This window comes from Streptomyces sp. AN091965, assembly GCF_022698285.1.
GTDB lineage: Bacteria > Actinomycetota > Actinomycetes > Streptomycetales > Streptomycetaceae > Streptomyces.
This window is the reverse complement of sequence record NZ_JALDMY010000001.1, coordinates 5,693,639-5,712,380: the sequence shown is the minus strand read 5'-3', so window position 1 is coordinate 5,712,380 and position 18,742 is coordinate 5,693,639. Positions and strand designations below refer to the sequence as shown.

14 protein-coding genes are annotated in these 18,742 nt (G+C 70.7%); 2 read left to right on the top strand and 12 right to left on the bottom strand.

What is annotated here, in order from left to right; all coding sequences use genetic code 11:
- Nucleotides 1-93: 93 nt before the first annotated feature.
- Nucleotides 94-1,341 carry a carboxylate--amine ligase gene (locus MQV74_RS24245; protein WP_242729078.1) on the bottom strand — a complete coding sequence of 416 codons (1,248 nt, stop codon included), beginning with the start codon at nucleotides 1,339-1,341 and terminating at the stop codon, nucleotides 94-96.
- Nucleotides 1,342-1,554: 213 nt separating this feature from the next.
- On the opposite strand from MQV74_RS24245, the gene fahA reads away from it, so the two are divergent.
- Nucleotides 1,555-2,874 (top strand): fumarylacetoacetase, encoded by a 1,320-nt coding sequence (gene fahA / locus MQV74_RS24240; RefSeq protein ID WP_242720998.1) that lies wholly within the window; start codon nucleotides 1,555-1,557, stop codon nucleotides 2,872-2,874.
- A gap of 42 nt (nucleotides 2,875-2,916) precedes the next feature.
- On the opposite strand, the gene recQ is transcribed toward fahA, so the two are convergent.
- Nucleotides 2,917-4,773, bottom strand: coding sequence for a DNA helicase RecQ (gene recQ / locus MQV74_RS24235; protein WP_242720995.1), 1,857 nt, complete (start codon nucleotides 4,771-4,773; stop codon nucleotides 2,917-2,919).
- Nucleotides 4,774-5,031: 258 nt separating this feature from the next.
- On the opposite strand from recQ, the gene MQV74_RS24230 reads away from it, so the two are divergent.
- Complete coding sequence (locus MQV74_RS24230; RefSeq protein WP_242720992.1) at nucleotides 5,032-5,580, top strand: hypothetical protein; 549 nt, start codon at nucleotides 5,032-5,034, stop codon at nucleotides 5,578-5,580.
- A 70-nt stretch (nucleotides 5,581-5,650) separates the two neighbouring features.
- Here MQV74_RS24230 and nuoN read toward each other — a convergent pair whose 3' ends face one another.
- The 10 genes from nuoN to nuoE are packed head-to-tail and all read right to left on the bottom strand — an operon-like array spanning nucleotide 5,651 to nucleotide 18,741.
- Entirely contained in the window at nucleotides 5,651-7,300 is a 1,650-nt protein-coding gene (gene nuoN, locus MQV74_RS24225; RefSeq protein ID WP_242720989.1) for an NADH-quinone oxidoreductase subunit NuoN, read from the bottom strand.
- Nucleotides 7,297-8,868, bottom strand: coding sequence for an NADH-quinone oxidoreductase subunit M (locus tag MQV74_RS24220; protein ID WP_138961254.1), 1,572 nt, complete (start codon nucleotides 8,866-8,868; stop codon nucleotides 7,297-7,299). Before MQV74_RS24220 ends, nuoN begins: the two co-directional genes overlap by 4 nt.
- Before the next feature lie 5 nt (nucleotides 8,869-8,873).
- A complete protein-coding gene (gene nuoL / locus MQV74_RS24215) occupies nucleotides 8,874-10,820 on the bottom strand; it encodes an NADH-quinone oxidoreductase subunit L (protein WP_242720986.1) in 1,947 nt (648 codons plus the stop codon).
- A 14-nt stretch (nucleotides 10,821-10,834) separates the two neighbouring features.
- Nucleotides 10,835-11,134: an NADH-quinone oxidoreductase subunit NuoK gene (nuoK, locus tag MQV74_RS24210; RefSeq protein WP_030678055.1), complete on the bottom strand. Its 300-nt coding sequence runs from the start codon at nucleotides 11,132-11,134 to the stop codon at nucleotides 10,835-10,837.
- Nucleotides 11,131-11,997 carry an NADH-quinone oxidoreductase subunit J gene (locus tag MQV74_RS24205; RefSeq protein ID WP_242720941.1) on the bottom strand — a complete coding sequence of 289 codons (867 nt, stop codon included), beginning with the start codon at nucleotides 11,995-11,997 and terminating at the stop codon, nucleotides 11,131-11,133. The genes nuoK and MQV74_RS24205 overlap by 4 nt, the downstream gene beginning before the upstream one ends.
- Complete coding sequence (gene nuoI, locus MQV74_RS24200; RefSeq protein WP_242720939.1) at nucleotides 11,994-12,683, bottom strand: NADH-quinone oxidoreductase subunit NuoI; 690 nt, start codon at nucleotides 12,681-12,683, stop codon at nucleotides 11,994-11,996. The genes MQV74_RS24205 and nuoI overlap by 4 nt, the downstream gene beginning before the upstream one ends.
- A complete protein-coding gene (gene nuoH, locus MQV74_RS24195; RefSeq protein ID WP_242729076.1) occupies nucleotides 12,676-14,034 on the bottom strand; it encodes an NADH-quinone oxidoreductase subunit NuoH in 1,359 nt (452 codons plus the stop codon). Before nuoH ends, nuoI begins: the two co-directional genes overlap by 8 nt.
- Nucleotides 14,035-14,039: 5 nt before the next feature.
- A complete protein-coding gene (locus MQV74_RS24190; protein WP_242720936.1) occupies nucleotides 14,040-16,556 on the bottom strand; it encodes an NADH-quinone oxidoreductase subunit G in 2,517 nt (838 codons plus the stop codon).
- Nucleotides 16,553-17,914 (bottom strand): NADH-quinone oxidoreductase subunit NuoF, encoded by a 1,362-nt coding sequence (gene nuoF, locus MQV74_RS24185; RefSeq protein ID WP_242720933.1) that lies wholly within the window; start codon nucleotides 17,912-17,914, stop codon nucleotides 16,553-16,555. Before nuoF ends, MQV74_RS24190 begins: the two co-directional genes overlap by 4 nt.
- Nucleotides 17,911-18,741: an NADH-quinone oxidoreductase subunit NuoE gene (nuoE, locus tag MQV74_RS24180; RefSeq protein ID WP_242720930.1), complete on the bottom strand. Its 831-nt coding sequence runs from the start codon at nucleotides 18,739-18,741 to the stop codon at nucleotides 17,911-17,913. The genes nuoF and nuoE overlap by 4 nt, the downstream gene beginning before the upstream one ends.
- Nucleotide 18,742: the final 1 nt, after the last annotated feature.

Sequence of the window (18,742 nt, the reverse complement as noted above, 5' to 3'; positions counted from 1 at the left end):
TGCACCGTGCCGTCGCACGGCACACTGCCTTACCTCGTGGATCTTCTCCTTGCTCCCCCGTGACTGCGTCCCCCGTAGCTGCGGTCCCCCCGGTTACCGCGTCCCGCACCGCCGTCCGGCCCGCCACAGCTGATACAGGTGGACCGCCCCCGGTCGGATGAAGCGTGCCAGCATCGTGAAGAACGGCTTCATGTCGTCGGCGGCGAGCCAGGCGAGCTCGGTGCCGCTGGCTCGGGCGGGGGCGTGCGGCGTGACGTATCCGCTGCGGCGGTAGGCGATGAGGGCGGGCAGGTCGATGTTCTCCACCACATAGCGGTGGCCGGCGCGCTGATCGCCCTCCGGAACCTCGCGGCCCGTCAGGTGCAGATGCATGGCCCGCACGACGTCGATGCCCGTCTCGCTTTCGAAGAGACGGAACTGGGCGCCCATGCGCGGGTTGAAGTCGAGCAGTTTGTACTGACCGTCGCGGCGGTCGAAGCGGAGGTCCAGGTCGATGATTCCGGTGAAGCCGATCTCTTTGATGAAACGTGCGGCGAGGTCGGCGAGTTCCGGATTGTCGACGACGTATGCGTGGGCCGTCATGCCCGCGTGCGGCGGCCAGGAGCGGACCTTCACCCCGGTGAACAGCGCGAGGGGCGCGGAGTTGGCGTCGAAATAGGCGTGCACCACCCAGTCCTCGGCCTGCTCGCGCGGCAGATACTCCTGGAGGATCACCCCGGGCCGCTCGCCCCAGTCCCGGGCCAGCCGGCGCAGGCCCTGGGCGGTGTCGATGCGGGTGGTGCCGTTCACCGCGGGCCGTTCGCGGCGCTGGAACGCCTCGCGGTTCTTCGCCACCACCGGGAAGGCCGCCGTCGCCGCGAACTTCTCGATGTCGTCCTGGCTCTGCGGGCACGCCGACGCGGGCGAGCTGAGGCCGTGCTCCACGCACAGCTCGTGCAGGCCTTCCTTGCTGGCGAGGCGGCGCGGCAGGGCGGCGTCGACGCGCGGGAAGAGGAAGCCCCCGAAATCCGTGTCGGTCAGCTCCCGCTGGTGCTCGGCGATGAGCACGGCCGCTTCCTCGTCGGTCGGTATGAGCACCGCCGGCCTGCCGATGCGCCGTCCGATCCGCAGCAGCCCGTCGATCAGATATCCCGGCTCCTCCGCCCCGGTGGTCCGCCAGGGAAAGGCGCCGGTGAGATAGCGGGACGCGGCGGCGGGCGTGTGCCGGTCCTCCGTGATCGCGTACATCGGTACGCCGACGCGGCCGAGGCTCCGGATCGCCCCCACGCCGCCGTGGTGCAGTGGATAGTCGCCGAACTTCACGATGAGTCCGGGTACTTCGCGGTCGGGCGTGCACGGCACACCACCGCTGGAATTGGTCACGGGTCCCCCCACGCGTCCCCTTCGCACCGACCCGGACCCACCCCGTCCGCGTCCCCCCCGAGGAACCTAAGCCGGAACTGAACCCTCCATGCGTGGTTTATCGGGACATTGCTAACTCTTTAGGCACTGCCCGAATACAGGGCTTCCACGTAACGTGTGGGGCACCCAGATTGGAAAGCGAGGCAGGAACGCATGTCCGAGCAGAATCCGCTCGATCTCCCCGAGGGCGACCCCTTCGGCCCGCACAATCTTCCGTACGGAGTCTTCTCCCCGGCCGGATCCGCCGACCCCGGGTCCGGTTCCGCTTCCGGCTCCGTGCCTGGGTCGGTGCCCGTCGGCGAGGGCCGTCGCGTCGGTGTCAGGATCGGCTCCCACGTCCTCGACGCGGGGGCCGCCGCGGCCGCCCTCGGCTCGCCCCATGTGTCCCTGCTCGCCCAGCCCACGCTGAACCCGCTGCTTGCCGCGGGCCGCCGGACGTGGAGCGACGTCCGCCGCGCCCTGACCGCCTGGGTGACGGAGCCCGCACACCGCGACGCGATCCGCCCGCTGCTCCACCCCCTCTCCGACGTCACCCTGCACCTGCCCTTCGACGTCGCCGACTACGTGGACTTCTACGCCTCCGAGCACCACGCGTCGAACCTGGGCCGCATGTTCCGCCCCGACGCACCGGCCCCGCTCACCCCCAACTGGAAGCACCTGCCCATCGGCTACCACGGCCGCTCGGGCACCGTCGTGGTCTCCGGCACGGAGGTGATCCGCCCCGCCGGGCAGCGCAAGACACCCGCCGACGCCGCCCCGGTCTTCGGCCCGTCCGCCAAGCTCGACATCGAGGCGGAGGTCGGCTTCGTCGTCGGCAAGCCCTCCACGCTCGGCACGCCGGTGCCGCTGGCCGACTTCCGCGAGCACGTCTTCGGCCTGTGCCTCCTCAACGACTGGTCGGCCCGTGACATCCAGGCCTGGGAGTACGTGCCGCTCGGCCCGTTCCTCGGCAAGTCCTTCGCCACCTCCGTCTCGGCGTGGGTCACGCCGCTCGACGCCCTGGACGCGGCGCGGGTCGCCCCGCCGGAGCGCACCGAGCCGCTCCTGCCGTACCTGGACGACACAGCCGACACGGCCGATGCGGCCGGATCCGCCGACTCCGCGTCCGACGGGCCCGGTGGCTACGACCTCCGCATCACGGTCACCCTGAACGGCGAGGTCATCTCCAACCCGCCCTTCTCCACCGTCTACTGGACCGCCGCCCAGCAGCTCGCCCACATGACGGTCAACGGCGCCTCCCTGCGCACCGGTGACTTCTACGGCTCCGGCACCGTCAGCGGGCCCTCCCCCGACCAGTTCGGCTCCCTGATCGAGCTCACCTGGAACGGCCGCGACCCCCTCGAACTCCCCTCCGGCAAGCGGACGTTCCTGGAGGACGGCGACGTGGTGACCCTCTCGGCCTGGGCACCGGGCCCGGGCGGCACCCGGGTGGGCCTGGGCGAGGTGACGGGCCGGGTGGCCCCGCCGCGCTGACACGGCCCCCCGGCGAGAGGTCCGGGGCGCCGCCCGCGAGGGCTACGCCCCGGCCTCCGCCAGGACCTCTAGGACCCCTTCCCCATACGTCGCCAGCTTCTTCTCGCCGACCCCGCTGATGCCACCGAGGTCCGCGACGGACGCGGGCCGCGCGGCCGCGATCTCCCGCAGTGTCGCGTCGTGGAAGATCACATACGCGGGCACGCCCTGCTCCCGCGCCTGCGCCGCCCGCCAGGCCCGCAGCGCCTCGAAGACCGGCACGGCCTCCTCCGGCAGCTCGGCCGCGGCAGCCGCCGCCTTGGCCTTGCGCTCGCCCCGCGGCGCGGACCGCGCCGACCCGGCGGGCTTCTTCGGCTCCTTGCGCAGCGGCACCTCCCGCTGCCGGCCGAGGACGGCGGCGCTCTCCTCGGTCAGCACGAGCGTGCCGTACTCCCCCTCGACGGCGAGGAGGCCCTGCGCAAGGAGCTGTCGCACCACGCCCCGCCATTCGGCCTCGCTCAGGTCGTCGCCGATGCCGAAGACGGACAGCTGGTCGTGGTCGAACTGGATGACCTTGGCGGTCTTGCGGCCGAGCAGGATGTCGACGATCTGGCCCGTGCCGAACTTCTGGCCGCGCTCCCGCTTCAGGCGCACCACCGCGGAGAGGACCTTCTGCGCGGCGACCGTGCCGTCCCAGGTCTCCGGGGGCGTCAGACACGTGTCGCAGTTCCCGCAGCCGGTGGCCGTCGGGTCCTGGCCGAAGTACCGCAGGAGCTGGGCGCGGCGGCAGGAGGCCGCCTCGCACAGCGCCAGCATCGCGTCCAGATGGGCCGCCGAGCGGCGCCGGAACGCCTCGTCGCCCTCGCCGGACTGGATGAGCTTGCGCTGCTGCACGACGTCCTGGAGGCCGTACGCCATCCAGGCCGTCGAGGGGAGGCCGTCGCGGCCCGCCCGGCCCGTTTCCTGGTAGTACCCCTCCACCGACTTGGGCAGGTCGAGGTGGGCGACGAAGCGGACGTCCGGCTTGTCGATGCCCATGCCGAAGGCGATCGTGGCGACCACGACCAGGCCGTCCTCGCGCAGGAAGCGCGACTGGTGCCGGGCGCGGGTGCCACCGTCCAGACCCGCGTGGTACGGCACCGCCTCGACTCCGTGGGAGCTGAGGAAGTCGGCGATCTGCTCGACCGACTTGCGCGAGAGGCAGTAGACGATGCCCGCGTCGCCGTCGTGCTCCTCCTTCAGGAAGGTGAGGAGCTGCTTCTTCGGGTCGGACTTCGGCACGATCCGGTACTGGATGTTCGGCCGGTCGAAACTGGCGACGAAGTGCTTGGCGTCCGGCATGGCCAGGCGCTCGGTGATCTCGCGGTGCGTGGCGTCCGTCGCCGTGGCCGTCAGCGCGATGCGCGGGACGTCCGGCCAGCGCTCGCCGAGGACGGAGAGGGCCAGGTAGTCCGGCCGGAAGTCGTGGCCCCACTGGGCCACGCAGTGCGCCTCGTCGATCGCGAAGACGGAGATCTTCGCCCGGGAGAGCAGATGGAGCGTGGTGTCGAGGCGCAGCCGCTCCGGCGCCAGATACAGCACGTCGAGCTCGCCCGAGAGCAGCTCGGCCTCGACGAGGCGGCGCTCGTCGAAGTCCTGCGTCGAATTCATGAACCCGGCGCGCACGCCGAGGGCGCGCAGCGCGTCGACCTGGTCCTGCATGAGTGCGATCAACGGTGAGACCACCACGCCCGTACCGGGTCTGACCAGGGCCGGGATCTGATAGCACAGGGACTTTCCGCCGCCGGTCGGCATGAGGACGACCGCGTCGCCGCCCGCCACCACGTGCTCGATGATCGCTTCTTGCTCGCCCCGGAAGGCGTCGTACCCGAACACCCGGTGGAGCGTCCGCAGCGCGTCGCTCTCCACCACCTCTGTCATGCCGACCCCACTGCTCCCGCTCATCGCCGTGCCCCCGCCTGTCGCACCTCGACCACTGCCTCCACGATAGGCGCCCGCGCCGACACCCCGGGAAGTTATCCACAGGCTGGTCGGGCGCTTCTCGGTCAGTCCAATGGCCCAAGCGCTCTGGCCGCCCGGTCCGCCCCGGGTGATCCTGCTGCTTGCGGCGGCCCGGGGGCCCAGCCCGCCCCAGGTCATGGCGCCCGAGCGCGCCTCACCCGCCCGAGGAGCCCCTCCATGCCCCTGCCCCGTACCGCCCAGGCCGCCCTGGCGCTGGTCGCGGCCTCCGGTCTGGCCCTGTCCATAACGCCCGCGCGAGCGGCCGCCCCGGCACCTCCGCCGCCCCCACAGCAGGCGCAGTTCGCCAAGGTCTACGCCGCGACCGCCAAGTACGCCTACGAGCCGCTCGCGATCAAGGCGGGCTTCGCCCGCACCGACGAGTGCGTCGCCGACCCGGACCTCGGCGGGATGGGGTACCACTACGTCAACCCGGCGAACTTCGGCTCCGTCGATCCGGCGAAGCCCGCCGCGCTGCTCTACGAGGACACGGCCGACGGCAAGCGCAAGCTCATAGCCGTCGAGTGGATCGTCGTCGACGCCGACCAGGACAAGGGCACCGACGACGACCGCCCGTCCCTGTTCGGGCGGCCCTTCGACGGGCCGATGGACGGGCACTTCCCGGGCATGCCGATCCACTACGACCTGCACGCCTGGCTCTACAAGGACAACCCGAGCGGCAAGCTCGAACCCTGGAACCCGACCGTCCGCTGCCCCGAGCAGTCCTGACGGCGCACGCGAAGGGCCCCGGCCTCCCGAAGGAGGGCCGGGGCCCCGCGCGCGGCAGCGGACGACCGGGTCAGCGCACGAACACACCCGCCTGGTTCGCCAGGTCCAGGAAGTACTGCGGCGCCACGCCGAGCACCAGCGTCACGGCGACGCCGATCCCGATGGCCGCCGTCGTCAGCGGCGACGGCACGGCCACGGACGGGCCGTCGGCCTTGGGCTCGCTGAAGAACATCAGCACGATCACCCGGATGTAGAAGAACGCCGCGATCGCCGACGAGATCACACCGACCACCACGAGCGCGCCCGCGCCGCCCTCGGCCGCCGCCTTGAACACGGCGAACTTCCCCGAGAACCCGGAGGTCAGCGGGATGCCCGCGAAGGCGAGCAGGAACACCGCGAAGACCGCGGCGACCAGGGGCGAGCGGCGTCCGAGCCCCGCCCACTTCGACAGGTGCGTCGCCTCGCCGCCCGCGTCCCGCACCAGCGTCACGACGGCGAACGCCCCGATGGTCACGAACGAGTACGCGCCCAGGTAGAAGAGCACCGACGAGACGCCCTCCTCCGTGGTGGCGATGACACCCGCGAGGATGAAGCCCGCGTGGGCGATCGACGAGTACGCGAGGAGCCGCTTGATGTCGGTCTGCGTGATCGCGACGATCGCGCCGCCCAGCATCGTGATGATCGCGACGCCCCACATCACCGGCCGCCAGTCCCAGCGCAGGCCCGGAAGGACCACGTACAGCAGCCGCAGGAGCGCGCCGAACGCGGCCACCTTCGTCGCGGCCGCCATGAAGCCGGTGACCGGTGTGGGCGCGCCCTGGTAGACGTCCGGCGTCCACATGTGGAACGGCACCGCGCCCACCTTGAACAGCAGGCCCATGAGGATCATCGCGGCGCCGATCAGGAGCAGCGCGTCGTTGCCCATGGTGTTCGCGAGGGCCGGGTCGACCGTCTTGACCGTGCCGTCGACGACGTCGGCGATGGCGCCGTACGACACCGAGCCCGCGTAGCCGTAGATCAGCGCGATGCCGAAGAGGGTGAACGCGGACGCGAAGGCGCCGAGCAGGAAGTACTTCACGGCCGCTTCCTGCGACATGAGGCGCTTGCGGCGGGCGAGCGCGCACAGCAGGTAGAGCGGGAGCGAGAAGACCTCCAGGGCGATGAACAACGTCAGGAGGTCGTTCGCCGCCGGGAAGACGAGCATGCCGCCGATCGCGAAGAGGGCGAGCGGGAACACCTCCGTGGTGGTGAACCCGGCCTTGACCGCGGCCTGTTCGCCCGCGCCGCCGGGGACGGCTCCGGCCTGGGCCACGAAGGAGTCGACGCGGTTGCCGTGCGCCTCCGGGTCGAGGCGCCGCTCCGCGAAGGTGAAGATCGCGACCAGGCCCGCAAGGAGAATGGTGCCCTGGAGGAACAGCGCGGGCCCGTCGACCGCGATGGCTCCCATCGCGGCGATGCGCGCCTTCGTGGTGCCGTACCCGCCGGAGGCGAGTGCGACGACCGCGGCGAAGGCGGCGGCGAGCGCCACGACCGACACGAACAGCTGGGCGTGGTAACGGGACTTGCGCGGCACGAAGGCTTCGATGAGCACTCCGATGACGGCGGCGCCGATGACGATGAGCGTCGGCGCGAGCTGGCCGTACTCGATCTTCGGCGCGTCGATCTTGTCGATCGGCTCGGCCGCCACTGTCCACAGGCTGTGGACGGCTGTCGCACTCACTTGGCGGCCTCCACCTCGGGCTCGGGATCTTTCTTCTGTACGTCGGACATGGTGTGCTCCACCGCCGGGTTCACCAGGTCGGCCACCGGCTTCGGGTACACGCCGAGGCCGATGAGGAGCACGATCAGGGGGGCCACCACGACCAGCTCGCGGGCCCGCAGGTCGGGCATCTTCGCGAGCTCGGGCTTCACCGGGCCCGTCATCGTCCGCTGGTAGAGGACGAGGGTGTAGAGCGCGGCGAGCACGATGCCGAGCGTCGCGATGATCCCGACCGCCGGATAGCGCGCGAACGCGCCGACCAGGACCAGGAACTCACTGACGAACGGCGCGAGCCCCGGCAGCGAGAGCGTGGCGAGACCGCCGACCAGGAAGGTGCCTGCGAGCACCGGGGCGACCTTCTGCACCCCTCCGTAGTCCGCGATCAGACGCGAGCCGCGGCGCGAGATCAGGAAGCCCGCGACCAGCATCAGGGCGGCCGTCGACAGGCCGTGGTTGACCATGTAGAGCGTCGCGCCGGACTGCCCCTGGGAGGTCATCGCGAAGATGCCGAGGACGATGAACCCGAAGTGGGAGATCGACGCGTAGGCCACCAGGCGCTTGATGTCTCGCTGGCCGACGGCGAGCAGCGCGCCGTAGATGATGCTGATCAGGGCGAGCACCAGGATGACCGGCGTCGCCCACTTCGAGGCCTCCGGGAACAGCTGGAGGCAGAAGCGCAGCATCGCGAACGTGCCGACCTTGTCGACCACCGCCGTGATCAGCACGGCGACCGGGGCGGTGGCCTCCCCCATCGCGTTCGGCAGCCAGGTGTGCAGCGGCCACAGCGGGGCCTTCACCGCGAAGGCGAAGAAGAAGCCGAGGAAGAGCAGCCGCTCGGTGTTGGTCGCCATGTCCAGCGAGCCGTCGGCCCGCGCGGCGGCGATCTCCTGGACCGAGAAGTTCCCCGCGACCACGTAGAGACCGATCACGGCGGCGAGCATGATCAGGCCGCCGACCAGGTTGTAGAGGAGGAACTTCACGGCCGCGTACGAGCGCTGCGCCGAGGCGTTCTCGTCGCTGCCCGCGTGGGCGCGGTCCCCGAAGCCGCCGATGAGGAAGTACATCGGGATGAGCATGGCTTCGAAGAAGATGTAGAACAGGAAGACGTCGGTGGCCTCGAAGGAGATGATCACCATCGCCTCGACGGCGAGGATCAGGGCGAAGAAGCCCTGGGTCGGGCGCCAGCGCGACGACTTCGTCTCCAGGGGGTCGGCGTCGTGCCAGCCCGCCAGGATGATGAAGGGCAGCAGCAGGGCGGTCAGCGCGATCAGGGAGACCGCGATGCCGTCCACGCCCAGCTCGTACCGCACCCCGAAGTCCTTGATCCAGGAGTGCGACTCGGTCAGTTGGTACCGGTCGCCGTCCGGGTCGAACCGGACGACCGCCGTGATGGCAAGCGCGAGCGTGGCCAGCGAGAAGAGCAGCGCGAGCCACTTGGCGGCGGTGCGCCGGGCGGCCGGGACGGCCGCCGTGGCGATCGCGCCCACCGCGGGCACCACGGCCGTCGCTGTCAGCAGAGGAAAGGACATCGGTATCAGACCGCCCTCATCAGCAGCGTCGCGGCGATGAGGACCGCCGCGCCGCCGAACATCGAGACCGCGTAGCTGCGGGCGTAGCCGTTCTGGAGCCTGCGCAGGCGCCCGGAGAGCCCGCCGACCGAGGCCGCCGTGCCGTTGACCACGCCGTCGACCAGGGTGTGGTCGACGTACACCAGGGAGCGCGTGAGGTGCTCGCCGCCGCGCACCAGGACCACGTGGTTGAAGTCGTCCTGGAGCAGGTCGCGGCGGGCCGCGCGGGTGAGCAGGGAGCCGCGCGGGGCGACGACCGGGACCGGCCTGCGCCCGTACTGCGCCCAGGCCAGGGCCACACCGACGACCAGGACGACCACGGTGGCGCCCGTGACCGTGGCGGCGCTCAGCGGGGAGTCGCCGTGGTCGTGGTGCGTGACCGGCTCCAGCCAGTTCAGGAAGCGGTCGCCGATGCTGAAGAAGCCGCCGGCGAACACCGACCCGAAGGCCAGCAGGATCATCGGGATCGTCATGGTCTTCGGGGACTCGTGCGGGTGCGGCTCGGCGTGCTCGCCCTGCGTCTCCGCGGCGGGCTCGGCACTCGGCTCCTCGGGAGAGGCCGTCTTCCGGTGCCGCCAGCGCTCCTCGCCGAAGAAGGTCAGGAGCATCACGCGCGTCATGTAGTACGCCGTGATGGCCGCGCCGAGCAGGGCCACCGAGCCGAGGATCCAGCCCTCCGTGCCGCCCTTGGCGAACGCCGCCTCGATGATCTTGTCCTTGGAGAAGAAGCCGGAAAGACCCGGGAAGCCGATGATCGCGAGGTAGCCGAGCCCGAAGGTCACGAACGTCACCGGCATGTACTTCCGCAGGCCGCCGTACTTCCGCATGTCCACCTCGTCGTTCATGCCGTGCATGACCGAACCGGCGCCGAGGAAGAGCCCGGCCTTGAAGAAGCCGTGCGTCACCAGGTGCATGATCGCGAAGACGTAGCCGATCGGGCCGAGGCCCGCGGCCAGGATCATGTAGCCGATCTGCGACATCGTGGACCCGGCAAGGGCCTTCTTGATGTCGTCCTTCGCGCAACCGACGATCGCACCGAAGATCAGCGTGACCGCGCCGACCACCGCGACGGCCAGCTGCGCGTCCGGCGCGGCGTTGAAGATCTCGCCGGAGCGCACGATCAGATACACGCCCGCGGTCACCATCGTCGCCGCGTGGATCAGGGCGGAGACCGGGGTCGGGCCCTCCATCGCGTCCCCGAGCCAGGACTGCAGCGGCACCTGCGCGGACTTGCCGCACGCCGCGAGCAGCAGCATCAGGCCGATCGCCGTGAGCTTGCCCTCGCCCGTCTGGTCCGTCGACTCCAGGACGGACCCGAAGGCGAACGTCCCGAAGGTGGTGAACATCAGCATGATCGCGATCGAGAGGCCCATGTCGCCGACGCGGTTGACCAGGAAGGCCTTCTTCGCCGCGGTGGCCGCGCTGGGCTTGTGCTGCCAGAACCCGATCAGGAGGTACGAGGCGAGGCCGACGCCCTCCCAGCCGACGTACAGGAGCAGGTAGTTGTCGGCGAGGACGAGGAGCAGCATCGCCGCGAGGAACAGGTTCAGATAGCCGAAGAAGCGGCGGCGGCGCTCGTCGTGCTCCATGTACCCGACGGAGTACAGATGGATCAGCGTGCCGACGCTGGTGATCAGCAGGACGAACGTCATCGACAGCTGGTCGAGCTGGAAGGCGACGTCGGCCTGGAAGCCCTCGACGGGGATCCAGCTGAACAGGTGCTGGTGCAGGCCGCGGTCCTCCGCGTCCTTGCCGAGCATGTCGGTGAAGAGCACCACGGCGAAGACGAAGGAGACGGCCGAGAGCAAGGTGCCGAGCCAGTGGCCGACGCGGTCGAGCAGGCGCCCGCCGCACAGCAGGACGGCCGCTCCGAGCAGAGGCGCCGCGACGAGCAGCGCAATCAGTTTCTCCACGATTCAGCGACCCCTTACAGCTTCATCAGACTGGCGTCGTCGACCGAGGCCGAGTGGCGGGAGCGGAACAGCGACACGATGATCGCGAGCCCGACCACGACCTCGGCCGCGGCGACGACCATCGTGAAGAAGGCGATGATCTGGCCGTCGAGATTGCCGTGCAGCCGGGAGAACGCGACGAACGCCAGGTTGCAGGCGTTGAGCATCAGCTCGATGCACATGAAGACCACGATCACGTTCCGCCTGATCAGGACGCCGGTGGCACCGATGGCGAACAACAGGGCCGCCAGATAGAGGTAGTTGACCGGATTCACTTCGACGCCTCCTCGGTCTGCTCGGCCCGGTCGCCGCCCGCGCCGCGCCCGGGATCCGTGCGGCGCAGGTCGGGACGTTCGAGGCGGTCGGTGGAGCGCTGCTCCAGGGCCCGCAGGTCCTCCAGGGCCTCACTGGAGACGTCGCGGATCTGACCGCGCTCCCGGAGCGTCTTGTTGACCGTGAGCTCCGAGGGCGTGCCGTCGGGCAGCAGGCCCGCGATGTCCACGGCGTTGTGCCGGGCGTAGACGCCCGGGGCCGGGAGCGGCGGCAGGTGCTTGCCCGCGCGCACCCGCTCCTCGGCGAGCTCGCGCTGGGTCTTGGCGCGCTCGGTGCGCTCGCGGTGGGTGAGCACCATCGCGCCGACGGTCGCGGTGATCAGCAGGGCGCCGGTGATCTCGAAGGCGAAGACGTACTTCGTGAAGATGAGGGCGGCGAGGCCCTCCACGTTGCCGCCCTCATTGGCCTTGCCCAGGCCGTTGAAGTCCTTCACCGAGGCGTTGCCGATGCCCGCGAACAGCAGGACGGCGAAGCCGATGCCGCACAGGGCGGCCAGCCAGCGCTGACCCTTGATGGTCTCCTTCAAGGAGTCCGCGGCGGTGACGCCGACGAGCATCACGACGAACAGGAAGAGCATCATGATCGCGCCGGTGTAGACGACGATCTGGACGATGCCCAGGAAGTACGCGCCGTTGGCCAGGTAGAAGACCGCCAGGATGATCATGGTCCCGGCCAGGCAGAGGGCGCTGTGCACCGCCCTCTTCATGAGGATCGTGCTCAGCGCGCCGATCACGGCGACCGTGCCGAGCACCCAGAACTGGAAGGCCTCGCCCGTGGAGGTGGTGTAGGCCGCGACGGAGGTCACGCGTCCACCCCCTCGGCCCTGGGCTCCGGCTCCCGCTCGCCCTTGGAGGCGGCGACCTGGCGCTCCGTGCCGGGGGCCGCCCGCGTCACCAGACCGCGGTAGTAGTCCCCCTCGTCCGTGCCGGGGTAGATCGCGTGGGGCGCCTCGACCATGCCCTCGTCGAGGCCCGCGAGCAGCTGTTCCTTGGTGAAGATCAGGTTCTGGCGGCTGCTGTCGGCGAGTTCGAACTCGTTCGTCATCGTCAACGCGCGCGTGGGGCACGCCTCGATGCACAGGCCGCAGAAGATGCAGCGGGCGTAGTTGATCTGGTAGACGCGGCCGTAGCGCTCGCCCGGGGAGTAGCGCTCCTCCTCGGTGTTGTCCGCGCCTTCCACGTAGATGGCGTCCGCCGGACAGGCCCAGGCACACAGCTCACAGCCGACGCACTTCTCCAGGCCGTCCGGATGGCGGTTGAGCTGGTGCCTGCCGTGGAAGCGGGGAGCGGTGGTCTTCTGCTGCTCCGGATACTGCTCGGTGAGCCGCTTCTTGAACATGGCCTTGAAGGTCACGGCGAAGCCCGCGACGGGGTTCTGGAACCCCTGATCCGACTGGTTCGCCTGCGCTGCTTCCTGGCCCGCCGGCCGCTCGGGCGGCTGACCGCGCCGCGGCCGGTCCGGCGTGTTCGACTGCTCGGACTGCTCAGCCATCGGACGCCTCCTTTCCGTCACTTTGAGTATCCGGGCCACCACTGACAATCAACTCCCGCTCATGGCGCGGGCGTCGGCGCGGCACGGGTGGCAGGGTCTGGCCGGGCAGCGGTGGCACCGGGAAGCCGCCCGCCATCGGGTCGAAGGCGTCGGCCTCGGCGGGCTCGGCGGCGGCCGCGGCCTCCTTCTCGCGCTTGTCCCGGAACAGGTCGTACAGGACGGAGAGCAGGAGCAGCGCGATGACTCCGCCCCCTACGTAGAGGGCGATCTCGCTGAAGTCGTAGTCCTCGTTGCGCAGCGCGCGGACGGTGGCGACGAGCATCAGCCACACCACCGACACCGGGATGAGGACCTTCCAGCCGAGCTTCATCAGCTGGTCGTAGCGGACGCGGGGCAGCGTGCCGCGCAGCCAGATGAAGAAGAACAGCAGCAGCTGCACCTTGAGCGTGAACCAGGCCATCGGCCACCAGCCGTGGTTGGCGCCCTCCCAGAAGCCGCTGATGGGCCAAGGAGCGCGCCAGCCGCCGAGGAAGAGCGTCGCGGACACGGCCGAGACGGTGATCATGTTGATGTACTCGGCAAGCATGAAGATCGCGAACTTGATCGACGAGTACTCGGTGTTGAAGCCGCCGACGAGGTCGCCCTCGGACTCCGGCATGTCGAACGGCGCGCGGTTGGTCTCGCCGACCATCGTCACGATGTAGATCAGGAACGACACCGGCAGGAGCACGATGTACCAGCGCTCCTGCTGCGCCTCCACGATCGCCGACGTGGACATCGACCCGGAGTACAGGAAGACGGACGCGAACGCGGCGCCCATCGCGATCTCGTACGAGATCATCTGCGCGCACGAGCGCAGACCGCCGAGGAGCGGATAGGTGGAGCCGGAGCTCCAGCCCGCGAGCACGATGCCGTAGATGCCGACCGAGGCGACCGCGAGGATGTAGAGCATCGCGATCGGAAGGTCGGTGAGCTGCATCGTGGTGCGGTGCCCGAAGATCGAGACCTCGTTGCCCGCGGGCCCGAAGGGGATCACCGCGATCGCCATGAAGGCGGGGATGGCCGCGACGACCGGCGCCAGGATGTAGACCACCTTGTCGGCGCGCTTGACGATCAGGTCTTCCTTGAGCATCAGCTTGATGCCGTCCGCGAGGGACTGCAGGAAGCCCCAGGGGCCGTTGCGGTTGGGGCCGATGCGCAGCTGCATCCAGGCCACGACCTTGCGCTCCCACACGATGGCGAAGAGCACGGACACCACGAGGAACGCGAAGCAGAAGACCGCCTTGACGGCCACCAGCCACCAGGGGTCGCGGCCGAACATGGAGAGGTCTTCGGCGGCGAGCTGGGTCATGGGGCTCACGACTGCACCTCCTGGGCGCCCTGGGCGGGCTCGACGCGGACAGCGGGGCCGATCCTGACCAGCGCGCCCGGCCGCGCCCCCGTGTCGGAGGCGACGCCGCCGCCCACGGAGTTCAGCGGCAGCCACACCACGCGGTCGGGCATCTCCGTGACCGCGAGGGGGAGTTCGACCCGCCCCGCGGTGCCGGTGACGGCGAGGGTGTCGCCGTCCTTGACACCGGCCTCGGCCGCGGTGGCCGCCGAGAGCCGGGCCACCGCCGCGTGCCGCGTCCCGGCGAGCGCGTCGTCGCCCTCCTGGAGGCGGCCCCGGTCGAGCAGGAGCCGGTGCCCGGCGAGCACGGCCTCCCCCGCGGCGGGCCGCGGCAGCTGGACCGCGGTCTCCAGGGGCTCGGTCGCGCGCGGCCCGTCCCAGCCGCCGAGCCGGTCGAGCTCGCGCCGGACGGTCAGCAGGTCGGGCAGGCCGAGGTGCACGTCGCCCGCGTCGGCCAGCATGTGCAGGACGCGGGCGTCGGTGGGTGCCAGTCGGCGCGTCATCTGGTCCGGCTTGAGCGCGGCCTCGAAAAGCCGGGCCCTGCCTTCCCAGTTGAGGAAGGTGCCCGGCTTCTCGGCGACGGCGGCCACCGGGAGGACCACGTCGGCGCGCTCGGTCACCTCACTCGGCCGCTGTTCCAGCGACACCAGGAAGCCGACCGCGTCGAGCGCCTCCCGCGCGCGCGGCGGATCAGGCAGGTCAGCGACCTCGACGCCGCCTACCAGGAGGGCACTCAGCTCGCCGGTCGCGGCGGCCTCGACGATCTGGCCGGTGTCCCGGCCGTAGCGGTGCGGGAGTTCGGCCACGCCCCAGGCGGCCGCGACCTCGTCCCGCGCGCGCGGATCGGTGGCCGGGCGGCCTCCCGGAAGCAGCGACGGCACCGCGCCGGCCTCGACCGCACCGCGCTCGCCCGCGCGGCGCGGGATCCACACCAGGGCCGCGCCGGTCGCGGACGCGGCCCGCACGGCGGCGGTGAGCGCCCCCGGCACGGCCGCGAGCCGCTCCCCCACGACGATGACCGCGCCCTCGGCGCGCAGCGCCTCGGCGGCCTTCGCGCCGTCGTCCTCCAGGCCGACCCCGGCGGCGAGCGCGTCCAGCCACTCGGTCTCCGTGCCGGGCGCCGCGGCGAGGAGCGTGCCGCCCGCCTTCTCCAGGCCCCGCGTGGCGTGCGTGGCGACGGCGTACGTGCGCTGGCCGTGCTTGCGCCACGCCTTGCGCAGCCGCAGGAAGACGCCGGGCGCCTCCTCCTCGGCCTCGATGCCGACGAGCAGGACGGCGGGGGCCTTCTCCAGGGCGGTGTACGTGACACCGGTGCCGTCGAGGTCCCGGCCGCGCCCGGCGACACGTGCCGCCAGGAAGTCGGCCTCCTCGCTGGAGTGCACCCGCGCGCGGAAGTCGATGTCGTTCGTGTCGAGCGCCACGCGCGCGTACTTGCTGTACGCGTAGGCGTCCTCCACGGTGAGGCGCCCGCCGGTCAGGACGCCGGCCCGCCCGCGCGCGGCGGCCAGGCCGTGTGCGGCCGCCGCCAACGCCTCGGGCCAGCTCGCCGGTTCGAGCTCACCGGAGGACGCGTTGCGCACCAGCGGCGTGGCCAGGCGGTCGGGCTTCTGCGCGTACCGGAAGCCGAAGCGGCCCTTGTCGCAGATCCACTCCTCGTTGACCTCGGGGTCGTCCTGGGCGAGCCGCCGCATGACCTTGCCGCGCCGGTGGTCGGTGCGGGTCGCGCAGCCGCCCGCGCAGTGCTCGCACACCGACGGCGACGACACCAGGTCGAAGGGGCGCGACCGGAAGCGGTAGGCGTGCGAGGTGAGCGCTCCCACCGGGCAGATCTGGATGGTGTTCCCGGAGAAGTACGACTCGAAGGGGTCGCCCTCGCCGGTGCCCACCTGCTGGAGCGCGCCCCGCTCGACCAGCTCGATCATGGGGTCGCCCGCGATCTGGTTGGAGAAGCGGGTGCAGCGGGCGCACAGCACGCAGCGCTCGCGGTCGAGCAGCACCTGGGTGGAGATCGGCACCGGCTTCTCGTAGGTGCGCTTGCTGCCCTCGAAGCGGGACTCGGCGTTGCCGTGCGACATGGCCTGGTTCTGCAGCGGGCACTCGCCGCCCTTGTCGCACACCGGGCAGTCCAGCGGGTGGTTGATGAGCAGCAGCTCCATCACGCCGTGCTGGGCCTTCTCGGCGACCGGCGACGTCAGCTGCGACTTGACGACCATGCCGTCGGTGCAGGTGATCGTGCAGGACGCCATCGGCTTGCGCTGGCCCTCGACCTCGACGATGCACTGGCGGCAGGCGCCCGCGGGATCGAGCAGCGGGTGGTCGCAGAAGCGCGGGATCTCGATGCCGAGGAGCTCGGCGGCCCGGATGACCAGGGTCCCCTTGGGGACGCTGATCTCGATGCCGTCGATCGTCAGCGTGACCAGGTCTTCCGGCGGCACCGCCGCCTCCCCGCCCCCGGAGGGAGCGCTATTGGTGGTCACTGTCATGCGTTCACCTCCGTGTTCTCCAGGGGCCTGTCGGCCCAGAGCGTCGATTTGGCGGGGTCGAAGGGGCAGCCCCTGCCCGTGATGTGCTCCTCGTACTCCGCGCGGAAGTACTGGAGCGAGGAGAAGATCGGCGAGGCGGCTCCGTCGCCGAGGGCGCAGAAGGACTTGCCGTTGATGTTGTCGGCGATGTCGTTCAGCTTGTCGAGGTCGGCCATCACGCCCTTGCCCGCCTCGATGTCGCGCAGCAACTGCACGAGCCAGTACGTCCCTTCGCGGCAGGGCGTGCACTTGCCGCAGGACTCGTGGGCGTAGAACTCGGTCCAGCGCGTCACCGCGCGGACGACGCAGGTGGTCTCGTCGAAGCACTGCAGCGCCTTGGTGCCGAGCATGGACCCGGCGGCGCTGACGCCCTCGTAGTCGAGCGGCACGTCGAGGTGCTCGTCGGTGAACATCGGCGTCGAAGAGCCGCCCGGCGTCCAGAACTTGAGGCGGTGCCCGGGGCGCATGCCGCCGCTCATGTCGAGCAGCTGGCGCAGCGTGATGCCGAGGGGCCCCTCGTACTGGCCGGGCGACGCGACGTGCCCGCTGAGCGAGTACAGCGTGAAGCCGGGGGACTTCTCACTGCCCATCGAGGTGAACCAGTCCTTGCCCCGCTGCAGGATCGCGGGAACCGATGCGATGGACTCGACGTTATTGACAACAGTGGGGCACGCGTAGAGACCCGCGACCGCAGGGAAGGGGGGACGCAGTCGCGGCTGGCCACGGCGGCCTTCGAGCGAGTCGAGCAGCGCGGTCTCCTCACCGCAGATGTACGCGCCCGCGCCCGCGTGCACGGTGAGTTCGAGGTCGAGTCCGCTGCCCAGGACGTTCTTGCCGAGGTAGCCCGCCGCGTACGCCTCGCGCACGGCCTCGTGCAGCCGCCGCAGTACGGGGACGACCTCACCACGCAGATAGATGAAGGCATGCGACGAACGGATCGCGTAGCAGGCGATCACGATGCCCTCGATGAGGGAATGCGGGTTCGCGAAGAGGAGCGGGATGTCCTTGCAGGTCCCGGGCTCCGATTCGTCGGCGTTGACAACTAGATAGTGCGGCTTGCCGTCGCCCTGCGGAATGAACTGCCACTTCATCCCGGTGGGGAAGCCCGCCCCGCCACGGCCGCGGAGCCCGGAGGCCTTCACATAGGCGATGAGGTCGTCCGGCTCCATCGCGAGGGCCTTGCGCAGTCCCTCGTAACCCTCGTGGCGCCGGTAGACGTCGAGGGTCCAGGACTTCTCCTGGTCCCAGAAGGCCGAGAGGACCGGGGCGAGCAGCTTCTCCGGGCTGGTCTCGTTGATCTCGGCGGCCAAGGTCATCACTCTCCCTCCTCGCGGCCCTCGCCGACCGGGCCCGCGGGATGCGAGGGGTCGGATGCCGAGGTCCTCTGCGGCGCGTCGTGCGAGCTCAGGTGCTCGCTGGGCGACGGGTCGTGCGGCTGGGCGCCCTCCGGTCCGCCCGTGCGCGGATGGACCACGCGCGCGGGGGGTGCCTCGCCCTTGGCCAGGCGCAGCCCGATCAGCGAGGCCGGTCCCGCGCCGCCGGTGGCCTCGACGGCTCCGGGGCGCTCGTCGGGGAAGCCCGCGAGGATGCGGGCCGTCTCCTTGAAGGTGCACAGCGGGGCGCCGCGGGTCGGCTCGGCCTGGACGCCCGCGCGCAGGTCGTCGACGAGGCGCTTGGCGCTCTGCGGGGTCTGGTTGTCGAAGAACTCCCAGTTGACCATCACCACGGGCGCGAAGTCGCAGGCGGCGTTGCACTCGATGTGTTCGAGCGTCACCTTGCCGTCCTCGGTAGTGCCGCCGTTGCCGACGCCCAGGTGCTCCTGGAGGGCCTCGAAGATGGCGTCGCCACCCATGACGGCGCACAGCGTGTTGGTGCACACGCCGACCTGGTAGTCCCCGGAGGGCTTCCGCCGGTACATGGTGTAGAAGGTCGCGACGGCCGTGACCTCGGCGGTGGTCAGGTCGAGCACCTCCGCGCAGAACCGCATCCCGGTGCGCGTCACGTACCCCTCTTCCGACTGCACGAGGTGCAGCAGCGGCAACAGGGCGGAGCGGGAGTCCGGATAGCGGGCGATGACCTCCTTGGCGTCCGCTTCGAGCCGGGCCCGTACGTCGGCCGGGTAGTCGGGGGCGGGGAGTCGGGGCATC

Bases quoted from the DNA above. Each gene is read 5' to 3' on its own strand.
- fahA (WP_242720998.1), top strand. From the start codon at position 1,555: ATGTCCGAGCAGAATCCGCTCGATCTCCCCGAGGGCGACCCCTTCGGC.
- recQ (WP_242720995.1), bottom strand. From the start codon at position 4,773: ATGACAGAGGTGGTGGAGAGCGACGCGCTGCGGACGCTCCACCGGGTG.
- MQV74_RS24230 (WP_242720992.1), top strand. From the start codon at position 5,032: ATGCCCCTGCCCCGTACCGCCCAGGCCGCCCTGGCGCTGGTCGCGGCC.
- MQV74_RS24220 (WP_138961254.1), bottom strand. From the start codon at position 8,868: ATGTCCTTTCCTCTGCTGACAGCGACGGCCGTGGTGCCCGCGGTGGGC.
- nuoI (WP_242720939.1), bottom strand. From the start codon at position 12,683: ATGGCTGAGCAGTCCGAGCAGTCGAACACGCCGGACCGGCCGCGGCGC.
- nuoH (WP_242729076.1), bottom strand. From the start codon at position 14,034: ATGACCCAGCTCGCCGCCGAAGACCTCTCCATGTTCGGCCGCGACCCC.
- MQV74_RS24190 (WP_242720936.1), bottom strand. From the start codon at position 16,556: ATGACAGTGACCACCAATAGCGCTCCCTCCGGGGGCGGGGAGGCGGCG.
- nuoE (WP_242720930.1), bottom strand. From the start codon at position 18,741: ATGCCCCGACTCCCCGCCCCCGACTACCCGGCCGACGTACGGGCCCGG.